Origin of the sequence: Halomonas sp. Cn5-12, from assembly GCF_021532545.1 — a bacterium.
Classification (GTDB): Bacteria; Pseudomonadota; Gammaproteobacteria; order Pseudomonadales; family Halomonadaceae; genus Vreelandella; species Vreelandella aquamarina.
The window spans coordinates 1-15850 of sequence record NZ_JAKGAY010000048.1 but is presented as its reverse complement, the minus strand read 5'-3'; the positions used below and the strand labels follow the sequence as shown (position 1 = coordinate 15850).

General features: G+C 57.4%; 9 protein-coding genes and 2 pseudogenes. 6 read left to right on the top strand and 5 right to left on the bottom strand.

Features of this window, described 5'->3' with window-relative positions; genetic code table 11:
* Positions 1-244: 244 nt before the first annotated feature.
* The 6 genes and pseudogenes from L1249_RS16435 (at position 245) to L1249_RS16410 (ending at position 9349) form a co-directional block, all read left to right on the top strand.
* The gene (locus L1249_RS16435; RefSeq protein WP_230835124.1) at positions 245-2290 is read left to right on the top strand and encodes a hydantoinase/oxoprolinase family protein; all 2046 of its coding nucleotides are present in this window, start codon (positions 245-247) and stop codon (positions 2288-2290) included.
* A gap of 2 nt (positions 2291-2292) precedes the next feature.
* The gene (locus L1249_RS16430; RefSeq protein WP_230835123.1) at positions 2293-4260 is read left to right on the top strand and encodes a hydantoinase B/oxoprolinase family protein; all 1968 of its coding nucleotides are present in this window, start codon (positions 2293-2295) and stop codon (positions 4258-4260) included.
* Between the two features lie 132 nt (positions 4261-4392).
* The gene (locus L1249_RS16425; protein WP_328284149.1) at positions 4393-5415 is read left to right on the top strand and encodes an AraC family transcriptional regulator; all 1023 of its coding nucleotides are present in this window, start codon (positions 4393-4395) and stop codon (positions 5413-5415) included.
* 372 nt (positions 5416-5787) lie between these two features.
* A pseudogene (locus L1249_RS16420) lies at positions 5788-6686 on the top strand (IS3 family transposase); the annotation flags it as partial.
* Positions 6687-7069: 383 nt separating this feature from the next.
* Entirely contained in the window at positions 7070-8116 is a 1047-nt protein-coding gene (locus L1249_RS16415) for an IS110 family transposase (protein WP_230835181.1), read from the top strand.
* A gap of 235 nt (positions 8117-8351) precedes the next feature.
* A pseudogene (locus L1249_RS16410) lies at positions 8352-9349 on the top strand (DDE-type integrase/transposase/recombinase).
* Here the strand turns inward: L1249_RS16410 and L1249_RS16405 are convergent.
* From L1249_RS16405 to L1249_RS16385, 5 genes are all read right to left on the bottom strand, one after another.
* Complete coding sequence (locus tag L1249_RS16405; RefSeq protein WP_054641700.1) at positions 9346-10725, bottom strand: aspartate aminotransferase family protein; 1380 nt, start codon at positions 10723-10725, stop codon at positions 9346-9348. The pseudogene L1249_RS16410 and the gene L1249_RS16405 overlap by 4 nt on opposite strands.
* Positions 10726-10750: 25 nt before the next feature.
* Positions 10751-12031, bottom strand: coding sequence for a 4-aminobutyrate--2-oxoglutarate transaminase (gene gabT, locus L1249_RS16400; RefSeq protein ID WP_054641699.1), 1281 nt, complete (start codon positions 12029-12031; stop codon positions 10751-10753).
* An 86-nt stretch (positions 12032-12117) separates the two neighbouring features.
* On the bottom strand, positions 12118-13554 hold the full coding sequence (gabD, locus tag L1249_RS16395; protein ID WP_268825214.1) for an NADP-dependent succinate-semialdehyde dehydrogenase: 1437 nt from the start codon (positions 13552-13554) through the stop codon (positions 12118-12120).
* 512 nt (positions 13555-14066) lie between these two features.
* Positions 14067-14867 carry an MFS transporter gene (locus L1249_RS16390; protein WP_054645315.1) on the bottom strand — a complete coding sequence of 267 codons (801 nt, stop codon included), beginning with the start codon at positions 14865-14867 and terminating at the stop codon, positions 14067-14069.
* Between the two features lie 231 nt (positions 14868-15098).
* Positions 15099-15850: transposase (locus L1249_RS16385; RefSeq protein ID WP_235253747.1), on the bottom strand; the 752-nt coding region annotated here is incomplete at its 5' end.

Below are 15850 nucleotides of genomic sequence, written 5' to 3'. Positions count from 1 at the left end.
GAGCAGAAGCCTCCCCGGAGGGCTCTCGATAACTGTATGGCGGGCCGGAAGCCCAAAGACTGTCGAAGCGCTCAGAGCACACAGGCGAGCGAATTCAGCGGAACGAAGCTCAGCCCGATAATGGGGGGCAGGAACCGCCGTGGTACGGATCCGTTTGCCCGGTGGTGTGAGAGGACGGGGGAGGCGACTCCCCCTCCTACTCGATCTTTTTTGTGATATCGAATATAACAACGTAGGAGTTTTTATGTCTAAATTAAGAGTCGCCGTCGATGCCGGCGGAACCTTTACCGACGTCTGTATCTATCACGAAGATACTCAGGAATTCCGCGTCACCAAGGTTCCCTCTACGCCAAGCAACCCCAAGCAGGCCGTGATCGATGGGATACGGCGTGGCGATATCGATCTATCGGATGTGGACCTGTTCTTCCATGGCACCACCGTTGCCACTAATGCGCTGATTACCCGCCGCTTCCCCAGGGCAGCACTGGTCACCACCAAGGGCTTTCGCGACGTGATCGAGATTCGCGACGGCACCAAGGACAACCTCTGGGATGCCTACGAGGACGTGAGCGGACCCTACATTCGCCGTCGCGATCGTTTCGAGGTGACCGAGCGCGTCGACTACGCCGGTGAGGTGGTGACTCCGCTTGATGAAGAGGAGGCCCGCATCCTGGCTCGCAAGCTCAAGCGGCGTGGCGCCACCACGGTGGCGGTGTGCTTTATCAACTCCTATGCCAACGCCCAGAACGAGAGGCGCATGCGAGAGATCCTCGAGGAGGAAGTTCCCGAGGCCAGCGTCTCCACGTCATCGGATATCCTCCCCGAGATATTCGAACATGACCGCTTCAATACCGCAGTGGCGAATACGGTGCTGGGTCCACTGGTGTCGGACTACGTCAAGCAGCTCGATGATGAGTTGAGTGCGGGTGGCTACGACAACGACCTGCTGCTGCTGCACTCTGGTGGTGGCTCGATGACCCCGGCCATGGCGAAGCACTTCCCGGTCCGTCTGGCAGCATCCGGTATCGCCGCGGGTGCGATCGCCGCCAAGCATATCGCCGAACAGTGCGGTTATCAGAATGCTGTCGGGCTTGATATGGGGGGCACTTCCACAGATATCTCGCTGATCCATGACGGTGAGTTGCGCGTGACCAAGCAATGGGGAGTGGAGTATGGCCACCCCATCGTGTTCCCGAGCATCGAGGTGCTAACCGTCGGTGCCGGAGGCGGCTCCTTGGCACATATTGATATCGCCGGTGCCCTGCGCAATGGCCCTCAGTCCGCGGGTGCCGACCCCGGCCCGGCCTGCTACGAGCGCGGCGGCTCGGAGCCTACCAATACGGATGCTAACCTGGCGCTGAACCGTCTGGGCACCGTCCTTGCGGGCGGCGCACTCGAACTGAACCGGGAAAAGGCGATCCAGGTCATCGAAGAGCGTATCGGCCAGCCGCTATCGCTGGATACGGCAGAGGCGGCACAGGCGGTCATCAAGGTGGCGAATGCCAACATGGCCGATGCGGTGCGGCTGGTGTCGATCCGCCGTGGCTTGGACCCGCGGGATTTCGCCCTGATCGCCTTTGGCGGTGCCGGCGCCCTGCACGGTGCGGAGGTGGCCAAGGAGCTGGGTATCCCGGCGGTGATTGTGCCCCCCAACCCCGGGGTGACCTCGGCGATGGGGTGTCTGCTGGTGGATATCCAGCACGACCTCTCGATGATGTACACCGCGGCGGCGGATAGTGCCGATCTGGAAGATCTCAATCGCCATTTCCGGTCACTGGAAGATGAAGCGGTGGACCGGCTGCGCCACGAGGGCGTCGCTGATGCCGATGTGGTCCTGCAGCGTGGCATCTCCATGCGTTATCAGGGGCAGTGGCGCTCTCTGCAGGTGGCGATGGGCAGTAGCGATGCGTCACTCGAGGGTACTATCGAGATGTTCCACCAGGAGCATGAGCGGCAGTTTTCCTTCCGCCAGAATGCGCTCCCCGTCGAGATCTACCAGCTTCACCTGCGTGCCGTGGGCAAGACGCCCAAGCCGGAATTTCCGCGCAGCGAGCGGCAGCCTGGTGCTCAGGCAGAGCCTCATGCGCATCGTGAAGTGTACTTCGAGGGGCAGTGGCACCAGACGCCGGTCTACGACCGGACAACCCTGCCGGTAGGGTTCGAGTTCTCCGGTCCCGCGATCATCGACCAGCTGGACTCCACCACCGTGGTACCGCCCGATACGGTGGCGTCGATCGATGAGTGGAAGAATATTCGCATTCAACTGATTCAGCCGGAAGAGGAGGCATGATCATGGCACATACCAATAAGGATAACGCTCTCGATCCGGTCACCTTCGAAGTCCTCAAGAACGCCTTCGCCACCAGCGTCGACCTGATGAGCGAGCAGATTCTGCGCACCTGCTACTCCTTCGTCATCTACTCGCGTGACTTCTCCTCCGCGTTGTGCGATGCCCAGGGCAACACGGTCATGCAGGGCAGCGGCGACATCGCGGTACACGTCGGCACCCTGCACTTTCAGTGCAAGGCGGTACTCGAGGAGTTTGCAGGCGATATTCACCCCGGTGATGTCTTTGCCATCAACGACCCCTATCGTGGCGGCACGCACCTCAACGACGTCAGCTTCATTCGCCCGATCTTTTCCGTAGGGGAAATCATCGGCTTTGCCCAGAACAAGGGGCACTGGGCGGATATCGGCGGTAGTGTGCCGGGCTCTTTCGACGTCAACGCCAGTACCCACTTCAGCGAGGGGCTTCGCATCACGCCGGTACGCGTCTGGCGGGAAGGCGTCTTCCTGCACGATGTCGCTCAGCTGCTGGTCTCCAACACCCGCGCTCCGGCTCAGGCCCTGGGAGACCTGCAGGCCCAGGCAGAGGCCACGGCGGTCTGTGAGCGTGAGGTTCTCCGCCTGGTCGACAAGTACTCCAAGGCTACCGTGGTGGCTGCCATGCAGGAGACCCAGGACTATGTCGAGCGGGTCGTACTCAAGAGCCTGGCGGGAATGCCCAAGGGCGAGTGGGAGACGGTCGACTATATCGATGCCGACCCTGCGCTGGGCGAGGGGATGGTGCCGATTCGCATTAAGCTGACGCTGGATGGCAGCGGCATTCACTATGACCTGTCGGGGTCGGCGCCTGCGGTTTCCACCTTTCTCAACTCCAGCTATGGCACGACCCACTCCGCCATCTACGCGGGTACTAAGACCTTCTTCCCCGATGTTCCGCTCAACTCCGGTTTCTATCGTGCGGTGACGGCCAATATCGGTGAAGAGGGCAGCGTGGTGAACGCGGGCTGGCCCCATGCGGTCACCGGCTTCTGCTCCGGTCCCTACGAGAAGGTCATGAACGGTATCTTCGAGCTGTGGAGCGGGGTCATGCCGGAGCGTGCCATGGCCTGTGCCTTCAACCTGGAGTACCTGTTGATCGGCGGTAATGATGGGCGTACCGGCAGCGGCGACTACTTTATGTGGTACGACTGGATGGCCGGCGGCTGGGGCGGGCGTCAGACCAAGGACGGCTCGTCGGCCACTTCGCCGGTGTTCGGCGCCGGGCTAGCCGTTCAGCCGGTGGAGGGGCAGGAGAGGCTGAATCCCGTGCTGACAATGTGCCACGAGATCAGCATGGACTCGGCCGGGCCAGGCCGCTTTCGTGGCGGCTGCGGTGTCGAGAAGGGGGGCAAGCTTACTCAGGTCGACAAGACGGTGATGAGTTACTGCTGTGACCGCGGCCGTTCGGTGACCTGGGGGGTGAATGGTGGCCTGCCCTCCGTGCCCCACGGGGTGTGGATCAATAAGGGAATGCCGGATGAGAAGTACTTGGGGGCCACCTTTTCGAACGTGACGGTACGCTCCGGAGATACCTTCACGCGTCCCTCGGCGGGTGGCGGTGGCTTCGGTGACCCGCTGGAGCGCGATGCACAAGCGGTGCTGGAGGATGTGATCGATGGCTATGTATCCGTCGAGCGCGCCGAGTGTGACTATGGCGTGGTGATCCAGGTTAACGATCCTGATATCGATGACTATTCGATCGACGCAGAGCGAACCGTCAGGGCTCGCGAGTGGATCCGGACAAATCGGCGGGAGTGGCTGCAGACAACACCCGAGGACGTTGCCAAGCAGTATCGAGATGGCGAGCTGAATGTCCTGGATGTGATTCGTCGCTACGGCGTGGTGCTGGACTGGGGCACCGGCGAGCTGCTGGAGAAATCCACTCGACAGTATCGTGACTCGCTGGCCAAGCGCTCATCCAGTTATTGGACGTGATATTGCGATCGCTAACGTGAACGGCGAGACTTCGTAGGATCCTGGCTGGATCAGATCGGGCCGAGCCTCCGGAGTCTCGCCTTCGTTGCGACACGCTCATACACGGCACGTGAACAGACAGAGAGGAATGGCATGAAAACAACGATGACAATGCCAGGAGCCGCTGAGTTGCCAGGAGTTGCCAGGCCGATAAGGGCCGGTGGAGGCACAAGGCCCGACACAAGGCTAATCTCATACTCGCAGGATCGCTGGACTCAGGTCATTTCCGACACTTACTTTCCATTGACGCTCAATTACGGCGGCCACAAGGAAGACGCCTTCCAGGGGACGCTGAGACTCTGGAGGGCAGAGGGAAGTGACTTCTCTCTATCGCGACTCATATCTGACAGGGCTGAATACTCCCGGTCGCGTTCGCAAATTGCTGAGGATAGCCAAGCCTCGTTTCTGGTGACGATACCGTTAAAGGCAAAGGTGTTTTTTTCCCAGCATGGAAGAAGCTTGAATTGCCCCCCGGGCCACTTCATCGTCGAACAGGGCGATGCGCCCTATCAGTTCGGCTATACAACGCCAAACGACATGTGGGTGTTCAAGGTGCCCGAGGGTCCGATGAAGTCCCGCATTCGGCGTCCGGAACGCTATTCGCAGCACTGCTTATCCGCCCAGGAGGGCATCGGCTGTGCCTTCGTCGAATTCCTGAAGATCTGCTCGCAGCATGTAAGTGATTGCAGCGTGGAGGATCAGAGTCGCTTGTTCGAGCAGGCCCTGAGCATGCTGTCGATGGTGCTAGAGCAGGACGAGCGTGTGCTGAATAGCGACCAGTCACATATGAAGACTGCGCACCTCATGCGAATTGAGCGCTATATCTCGGCCAACCTGGGCGACCCTAATCTGTCGCCCACTCGCATCGCCCATTTCTGCGGTATTTCCCTGCGCTACTTGCACAAGCTATTTTCAGGATCGGGGTATACGGTCGGTGAATGGGTTCGCGCCCAGCGGCTGGAAGCCGCACACCGCGAACTCGAATCGCTACCCGTGGGAATCAATATCGGTGAAGTGGCCTACCGCTGGGGGTTCTCGGAGCAGGCGCAGTTCAGCCGCGCGTTTCGCAGACGGTTCGGTTATTCCGCCAGCGAACTACGGGATCGCCAGACATGAGTGGCAGCAGTGTGACTCGAAGCCGGCAGCTAATCGCTCATCGTTAAAGCTTGGATTCAACCAATAAACGTGTATGGTCTCCTCCCGGCTTGCAAGGCCTCAGGCTGAAGAAAGGGACAGATTGGCTTTCATATATCCGGCCTGATGTTGAAGCCTGAGGCTTCTGGCCTTGATGAGACATTCGCGCATACCGTCCTTATCAGCACTTCGGCATTGGCTGCCTCTGCGTTTGCCAAGTTTTCAGTATGCCGGTCTTACCTGTATTCATCGTGCCTGTTGCCTACGCAACCTAGGTGACCTTCTCCCCAGAAACCGGTCCATCGGCAATGTGAGATTTCCGCTACGTTTACTCTGATAGCAGGAGATCTCGCGATGAAGCGTAATCGCCATACCGAAGAGCAGATCATCAGTATTCTCAAGGCCAACGAGCGCGGCGTCTCAATCGCCGAGCTGGCCCGCCAAAACGGCGTGACCGAGCGGATCCTTTACCGCTGGAAGGCCAAGTACAGCGGCATGGAGGTTTCGGAGGCCAAGCGCCTCCGCGAATTGGAAGCCGAGAACGCCCGGCTCAAGAAGCTGTTGGCGGAAAGCGCCCTCGACAATGCCGCGCTCAAGGAGATCGTCTCGGGAAAGTGGTGACGCCCGAAGCGAAGCGGCGGGCGGTACAGCCTCTGGTGACGGGCGGCTGGCTCAGCCAGCGAGGCGCCTGCAAGCCCCGCTATGGCTACTTACTGCTGCATGCACTGTTGCGTCAGGAGGATCTGGTGATCAATCGCAAGCGTACCTACCGGCTGTACTGCGCGCATGGCTTCCAGGTCCGGACCCGACGGCGCAAGCGCCTGATCCGGCCGAGGACACCGATGCCACTGCCGGACCGCCCCAACCAGCGCTGGTCAATGGACTTCGTGTCGGATCAGTTGGCCTCGGGGCGTCGGTTTCGCGTGCTGAACATCGTGGACGACTTCAACCGAGAGTGTGTCGGGCAACTGGCAGATACGTTCATTTCCGGGCGTCGCTTGGCCCGATTCCTGGACGAGATTGCTCAGCAGCGCTCTCTACCAGCCTCGATTGTTTGCGATAACGGGCCGGAGCTGACTAGCAAGGCAATGTTCTTCTGGGCGCGCGAGCGGAAGGTGACGCTGGCCTTCATCCAGCCGGGCAAGCCGACGCAGAATGCGTTCATAGAAAGCCTCAACGGCAAGTTCCGGGGCGGCTGCCTCAACCAACACTGGTTCCTGAGCCTGGCGGATGCACGGCACGAAATCACGCAATGAAGGACCCACTACAACCATGTCACATTGTGAGCGGACCTAAACCGGGGGGAAGGTCAAAGAGCTGAACAGATAAGGAAAAAGCTGGTAGCGAGCGCACATTTAGGGGTATGTGGCATTCCCGATCAGCGCATGGGTAATCATAGGAGATTTCAGACAGAGCAAAGAGGTTACATTATCCTCTAGTTGTAGGGTCCCGGATGATCGAATCGTCTATAGAAGTTATCCTCTGCTAGCCGCCAGGGAACTTCTTCAGCAATTCATCCGGGAGCAGGTTCATGGACATCAAGCTGCATAAACAATGGGATGGAGTCCTCCCCACCCTCTCCGGCGCCGATGCGCCACACTGAGAGGGTGAGGCCACCGGCTGAGGAGACCCTCCCATGAGCATTACACGTGTTGGTGTCGACATTGCGAAGTCCGTCTTCCACGTGCATGGCGTGGATCGTCATGATCAGGTCGCGTGGCGCGGCAAATACCAGCGTGACAAGTGGCTGGATGCCATCAGCAAACGCGTTCCGGTGGGCGCCGAGATCGGCATGGAAGCCTGCGCTTCGTCCCATCACTGGGCTCGCATGCTCCAGGCACGCGGCTACCACGTCAAGCTGGTCGCCGCTCAGTTCGTCAAACCCTACGTCAAGAGCAACAAGAACGACCGCGTGGATGCCGAGGCGATCTGCGAGGCCATGGGCCGTCCTCACATGCGCTTCGTGGCGATCAAGACGGTGGCCCAGCAGGACGTGCAGTCCGCGCAGGCCGCGCATCGTATCCGCAGCGAGTTGGTCCAGCAGCGCACCGCCAAGGCCAACCAGATTCGCGGTCTGGTGGGCGAGTACGGCCTGGTGACGCCCACCGGTATTGGCCAGCTGCGAGCCGCCATGCCGCGCTGGCTGGAGGATGCCGAGAACGGCCTTACCGACGACTTCCGGATCCTGCTGGCGGGGCTCGCCGATGACCTGCGCTACCTCGACGAGCGCATCGCTACGGTGACCGAGCGCATCGAGCAACATGCCCAGACCGATCCTTTGGCCAAGCGCCTGATGGCCCTCTGCGGTGTCGGTACGCTTACCGCCAGCGCCCTGGCCGGGGCTCTGGGGAATGCTCAGGCCTTCAAGCGTGGTCGCGACTTCGCCGCCTCGCTAGGCCTGACCCCGCGGCAGCATAGCACCGGCGGACGCGACCGTCTGCTGGGCATCAGCAAGCGCGGCGACAGTTACCTACGCACCCTGCTGATCCATGGCGCTCGCGCGGCATTGCGCTGGAATGAGGGCCGGGAGGACAACCTGAGTCTCTGGGTCAGGCAGCTCGCCGTGCGCAAGCACCCCAACGTCGCGATTATCGCCCTCGCCAACAAGACGGCACGTATTGCCTGGGCGATCACCCGCCATGATCGGACCTATGATCCCGACCTAGCGGCCCAGGCAGCGTAATACTGCATCAAGAAACCATTCTTATTACAAGGAGGTTGCCCCACCATCCACGATTGCTAAGCATGCGACATGATGGCGAACAGGTCGAACCGACGTCAGACAACCCCTTGGTCGCAGGGAGCCCCTGAGCTCGTATAAGCAATTGGGAGCTGACGTGCGGATAGCCCATCAGGGTCCGATGCCATTGGCGTCATCCATGAGACCGGATATACATGTGCAGTCGTACCTACCGCCCATCGCGCCTCATGCTGGCAAACGGGGAGGACTCCATATACAAGCGACCACGACACCGAAGGTTCAGGCAGCGTCCTCCAGCATTTCGGATAGCGAGCTTGCCCGCCAGTATGGCGTCTCCACCGCGACCATCCGGCGCTGGCGATACCGTGACGATGTCCATGACCGAACGCACACGCGTCACAACCTGCTGGCCACGCTCACGCCCGAGCAGGAGGAGGTGCTGATCGTGGCTCGCGAAGTCCTTCGCCTCGGCCTGGATGATCTCCTCGTCGTGGCGCGTGAGTTACTGGACCCCCGCTTGCCACGCTCCGGACTGCATCGCATGCTCCAGCGGCGCGAGGTGCCGAACTGGCGGAACTGGCTCGGTAGGACGCTGGCGATGAGAGGAAGCCCCGGCACAAGCCCTTCAAGGACTACGAGCCGGGCTTCGTGCATATCGACATCAAGCACCTGCCTCAGATGCCCGACGAGGAGCAAAAACGCTACCTGTACGTCGCCATCGACCGCGCCACGCGTTGGGTCTATCTGGAGATCAGGCGCAGCCAGTCCGCGAAGGATGCGCGGGCGTTTATGAAGCGGGTGGAGGAGAAGGCCCCCTTCAAGATCCAGACGGTGCTCACCGACAACGACAAAACGTTCACCGGTCGCTTCACACGGGCGGGCGGGCGAGCGCAAGCCCAGCGGCCCCCCCCCTTCGATCAGGAGTGCCAGACCCATAGTATCGAACACCGCCTGATCAAGCCGGGAAAGCCGCAGACGATCGGCATGGTGGAACGCTTCAACAGTCGCATCAGCGGCGTGCTGACGTCTCGGCGCTATACCTCAGGCGAGGACCTTGAGCAGACGCTCAAACGCTACACTTGGCTGTACAACCACCACATCCCGCAGAAGGCGCTGCACCTTCAATCACCGATTGCGGTGATGAAGGCATGGCAGACCAAACGTCCTGAGTTATTTACCAAGCGGGTGGTCAATCACACGGGACCCGACATCTAGTCAGAGCCCAGCCCAGACCAGACCAATGTTTCGTCGAGGGCTCGGCCAAAAATATCTAGCATTTCTTGAATTTCCTCTTTGGTTGATATCAGGGGTGGACAGAAAGCTATCGAGTCACCCATAGCCCTCGTAATCATCCCATGCTTCTGTGCACGTGACGCTAGATGCCGTCCTAACTTGCCTATCGTCTCGAAAGGAGTTTTAGTTTCTCGATCAGCCACCAACTCGACAGCTGCAATAAGACCCTTACTACGAATCTCGCCAACAAGGGGGTGGCTTATAAACTTTTCCAGACCTGTCTGCATATATTGACCTATATCAGCCGCATACTCGACGAGACCCTCCTCCTCTATAATTTTCAAATTTTCCAACGCGACGGCAGACGCAACTGGATGCCCACTGCCGGTGAACCCATGACCAAGAGTGCCAAGAGCATGGCTTTGATCAGCGATCCCTTCATAAACCTTGTCATTGACCAAGACAGCAGCTATTGGCTGGTACGAAGAAGATAGCTGTTTTGATAAAACCATTACATCTGGTTTTATCCCGAAGCTTTCACAGCCGAACATCTTCCCAGTTCTTCCAAAACCGCAGATGACTTCATCGGCAACGATGAGAATATCGTACTTACGACATACAGCCTGGATCTTATCCCAATAAGTACGGGGTGGGATAATTACACCTCCGGCTCCCATCAAAGGCTCGCCGTAGAAAGCAGCAACTGTTTCAGGGCCTTCCCGAATTATCACTTTTTCCAGCTCATCGGCAAGACGGTCGGCGAATTGCTCTTCGGTTTCACCGGAGTGCGCATAGCGGTAGTGATGGGGGCAACCAACATGGTAAAAGCCTGACAATGGTATGTCGAAGCCTCGCTGATTAGAGGGCAACCCAGTAAGACTGGCACTAGCAACAGTGATCCCATGATATGCATTCAAGCGACTGATAAACTTCTTTTTCTCAGGCTGACCTATCGCATTGTTACGATACCAAAGGAGTTTGACTACAGTATCATTCGCTTCTGAGCCTGAATTAGTCAGAAAGACCTTGCTCATCGGGACTGGCGCCAACTCGATCAGCTTTTCTGAAAGCTCAATACTGGGGCTATGAGACTTGTGGCTGAACAAATGGTAGAACGGAAGTGTACGAAGCTGACGCTCAGCGGCTTGGACCAGCCTCTGGTTGCTGAATCCCAAGGCAGCGCTCCATAAACCGGACATCGCCTCTATATAGCGATTACCCTTATCATCATAAACATATACGCCTTCACCACGCTCTATAATCAGGGGACCGATATCTTGGTGCAACCTGGCGTCGGTATAAGGATGCAGCTGGTACTGAATGTCTTTGCTGGCAAGTCCCGAATTGTACTTATTCATGGCTGTGACCCCTCTATATGTTAAGTTAGTCAAGCTCGTCAAAGCATTGATGTATAATTTTTAGGCCTTGATAGAGCTGATCATCCGTGGCCGTGAGAGGCACTAGAATGCGCAGTACATTGCTGTGGACGCCACAGGACAAAAGTATCAGGTTTTTATCACGGGCTTTTGCAACCACTTGGCTCGTAAGCGTCTTCGCTGGTTTTCTCATATCGCCATCTTCGAAGAGCTCTACTGCGATCATTGCGCCAAGATTACGCACATCGACAATTGACTTGTGTCTTGCCTGTATCTCCTTAAGCCCTGTAACTAAAATTTCTCCGACTGATTTAGCTCTATCTAAAAGCTGCTCGTCTTCAAAAGCATCCAGAACGGCCAATGCTGCAGCGCAGGATAGCGGATTGCCGGCATAAGTGCCGCCTAGCCCCCCAGGGGCAATGCTATCCATTAGCTCTGCCTTGCCGGTGACACCTGCTAACGGGAAGCCCCCTGCGATTGATTTGGCAAAGGTCGTCAAGTCGGCAGCTACGCCCATCTGTTCCATTGCAAAGAAAGTTCCAGTGCGGCCAGCTCCGGTCTGCACTTCATCAGCAATTAGCAGAATCCCATGTTCATCGCAGAGCGCGCGCAACCGGACCATAAACTCTTTGGGCGCTATGTAGAACCCGCCTTCACCCTGTACCGGTTCCAAAATAATAGCGGCTATGTCATTTGGTGCCGCATCATTCCTAAAGATCCGATCAATGCTAGCCATGGCGTCTTCGGTACTGACCCCATGCAAAGTATTTGGATAAAGTGCTCGATATACAGGGCCAGGCATCAGGCCCATCCCTGCCGAATAGGGCGTCACCTTCCCAGTGAGCGAGAGAGTCATCATGGTACGTCCATGATAAGCTCCCGAGAATGCGATAACACCGCTACGGCCGGTGGCAGCCCGTGCAATCTTGATAGAGTTCTCAACGGCTTCGGCACCAGTAGTTACGAGAAGAGATTTCTTTTTAAAGTTTCCTGGAACCAGTGTGTTGAGTTTTTCACAAAGCTGCACGTAAGGCTCATAAGCAAAGACGTGGAAGCATGTATGAGTTAGCTTGGTAAGCTGCTCCTGCACGGCAGCGACAACCTTGGGATGGAGGTGCCCCGTGTTCAAGACAGCGATCCCACCAGCAAAATCAAGATACTCATGCCCATCAACATCCCATACTCTCGCATTGTCTGCACGCTCAGCAAAAATAGGATGAATCTGCCCAACACCTTGGGCCACTGCATCGTTCCGCCGCCTCAATAAAGTTTCATTTTTCTGTGTCATGAGTATATTCCGATCACTAGATACGACTATTCTGTATTCGGCCGAGGCCTAAAGACGTTTTTAATTAGTTTCTTTCGAGAGGATGTTCAAATACTGAGACAGAGATACTTCATTTCCAAGTAGTCATCAATGCCATATTTGGAACCTTCTCGTCCGAGGCCTGATGCCTTGATGCCGCCGAAAGGCGCTACCTCATTAGAAATGATGCCAGTATTAATACCCACAATGCCATATTCCAATGCTTCACTTACACGCATCACACGGCTCATGTCACGAGAGTAGAAATAAGCGGCAAGGCCAAACTCCGTGTCATTGGCTTGTTTGATAACGTCATTTTCGTTGGTAAAACGGAACAAGGGAGCTAACGGGCCAAAGGTTTCCTCCTTAGAGACCTTGGCATTTCCAGGCACATCAGTCAGGATAGTCGGCTCGAAAAATGTACCTTTCATCCTGTTACCGCCCGCCGCGATTTTGGCACCCAGAGATACAGCGTCTGCAATATGCTCTTCTACTTTTGCAACTGCTTTTTCATCAATCAAAGGGCCTGTTGTCACGTCCTCACTTAGACCATAGCCAACCTTAAGGTTAGCTAACGCCGCTTTGAGCTTATCTGTGAAAGCTTCGTAAACTTTATCATGTATGTAGAGCCTATTAGCACAAACACAGGTCTGCCCTGCATTACGGAACTTGGATGAAAGAGCCCCTAGCACTGCTGCATCGAGGTCAGCGTCCTCGAAAACGATAAAAGGCGCATTGCCGCCGAGCTCCAGGGATACTTTTTTTATATCCTTTGCACACTCAGCCATAAGCTGGCGGCCGATCTCGGTAGACCCGGTAAAGGAAAGTTTTCTTACGATCGGGTTACTTGTTAATTCGCGACCAATATCCCCTGCGCTACCGGTAACCACGCTCAAAACCCCAGGTGGTATTCCGGCCTGCTCAGCCAACGCAGCCATCGCCAAGGCGGAAAATGGTGTCTGCGAAGCCGGCTTGATGACCATAGTGCAGCCTGCAGCCAAGGCGGGTCCGGCCTTACGGGTAATCATGGCCGCCGGGAAATTCCAAGGGGTTATCGCTGCTGTCACACCGATCGGCTGCTTGATTACCATCAGTCGTTTGTCGACTTGATGCCCCGGTATGGTGTCGCCATATATGCGCTTGCCCTCTTCAGCGAACCATTCTATGAATGATGCCGCATAGAGAATCTCTCCGCGTGATTCAGCAAGTGGCTTGCCTTGCTCCAAGGTCATCAAACGCGCCAAGTCTTCCTGATTCGTTACCATCAGCTCAAACCAACGACGCAGCGCCGCTGCTCGCTCCTTGGCCGTCAGGGCCCGCCATTCAGGAAGCGCTCGCTCAGCGGCTTCGATAGCACGGCGTGTTTCTACTTGCCCCATCTTGGGTACGTAACCGAGGACTTCTCCTGTGGCGGGATTATCGACTTCAATGGTCTGGCCAGAGTCGGCATCAATCCATGTGCCGTCTACATAAGCCTGCTGGCGGAATAGGTTGGAATTTATCATTGATATTTTAACTCCTAAAGCTTGATCCAAGTCGCTTTCAGCTCGGTGTACTTGCCAAAGACGTGCAGTGACTTATCATGGCCGTTGCCGGACTGCTTGATGCCGCCGAAGGGGCGGTCATGTCGCTGCCGTCATACTAGTTATCCCAGACGCTTCCGGCGCGCAGGGCCCGGGCGGCGGCGATGACGGCGACACAACGCCGCCCAGCGCCGGCGAATGTTCTCTTAGCTAGGCTACATCCAGATAAGGAGCCTGCTCGGCTGGATCAGTGGTTAGGGACATAGGCACCTCTTGTTATCCGTTGGCTTCTCAGCGTCTCTGCGCCATGGCTGTTTGCTATGCCGTTAAAGCATCTTTAACGCTATAAAATATAAAATATGATCTTATATGTTTATCATGGTTTCTGGAAAATTCATGCCCGCCTTTGGTCGTAGTCCCTTCGTCGTCATTGAAAACGTAGCCATCTTTCCTCACTGCAGAGCTATCGCACCTACTCCGCAGTGAGGCCGCAATCAAGTGGCGGTATAGCCGGTACCAGAAGGCACAGCCTGCTCGGCCTGGCGCCGCTCTCGGGCTTTAACCAGCGGCACGGAGACCGCCAGCAAGGTCAGCGTTACCGTAATAGCGATGGCCCAGCCGGTCAGCACGTAGCCCCCCATGGCGATCAAAGTGCCAGATATCGCCGGCCCGATGGCAATGCCAAGGGTAAGGAAGCTCCCTGAGGCTGCCACCACGCGCCCTTCTCGATCTAGGGACGCTGCCAGCGAGGTGAGGTAAGCCAAAGTGTAAAAATATGTAAAGGCGATCATCATCACACCAATCGTGTACATCACGATAGATGTCTCGCCCAGCACATAGCTGAGACTGGAGGCCCCAGACAGCAAAATGCCAATAATAACTGGCTTGCTCAGCCCAAAGCGGCTACCGATCAGAGCTACAAGGAGAGGACCCGCTAACCCAAAGAAGGCCTGTAATGAAAACAACAGGCCGAGGCTTTCACTGCCATAGCCGACACGGATGCCTACCTGCTCAACGAAAGCCCACCCCATAGTATCGCGCATAGAAAAGAGGAAGGTGGCCAGCATCATGCATACAGCCGCCCCGGAGAGCATCTTACTGTTTGGCAGGGCTTTGACCGCCTCTTTCACAGCTTCGGGGGCTGCGGCGCGCTGGGGCATCATGAATATGAAGATGGCCATTACCAGTTGGGTAACTGTCAAGGAGTAGTAGAGCCCCGACAGACCACTGCTGGCCATAGTGCGTGCGAATACTTGCATGACGATAATCATCAACGCTACGAAGAGTACATTCATATACCTGAATCCGTGAAGCCGGCGTCGGCACTTTCCCTATCACCGCCAGCGAGCATTTTTTGACCTCCGATCCCGTCTCAATCGCCGAACGCATGTCTGCGATGGCCAACCATTGCCGCGTCGGCCGGCGACGATGATCCGTTTTGTCATGCATTTCTACCCGCCGGGCATGGCGATGCTGGCTGCTGGTGACCATCAGCCCTCTTCCAAGTGACATTCCCCGACAGGCGATCAGCAGGGCGATCCTCGCGGGTAACGCAGCCGGCTCCGCAGGGTGTTCAACACCGTCATGCGGCCAATGTCCTGCCCGAAATCGAGGATGATCTGACGGGCCTTGTGGACTACCACGGCGGCACGATGGACCAGTTCCTGCAATACGGTGCGTATCCGGCGCCGCTTGGCGGGATGGCGCACCGGGCTCAGCTCGCCAGTCATGCCCAGTTGCCCCATCAGACGCAGGATGTTATAGGCCAGCTGGGCGAGATGCAGGATCAGGTCGTTGGTGGCGAACTTGCCCGAGGGCAGACGCTCCAGGTCGAGATCGGTCTTGATCTCGCTGTGAAACTGCTCATGGGTGGCATGCGCCTGATAGCGCTGGATCACCGCCTCCGGCGCCTCGTCCAGGCTGGTCCACCAGCCTTCCAGCTCATAGTCCGGTTCGAGCAGCAGCTGGCCATCGCGATCGGCGGTGCGCTCCACCAGGCGCATCACACGCCTGACCTCGACCTCGGTCTGGCCATCGCGGATCGAGACGGTCTGTGTCCACAACGCCTGGCGCTTGCCGGGGCGCAGCTCTTCTTGCCAGCAGTCTTCGGCGACGGCGCACCAGGTGGCGAGATCGGCCTTGGCCGAGTCCCGCGGGTTCCATTTGACGAGGTAGTCGAGCCGCCGGCCCTCGTCGGCAAAGGCCTGCCGCTGCCGTTCGAGAAGGGCCAGATGCGCCTGGCTGTCGAAGCCGCTGTCCTCGCGGACCAGGATCGGTT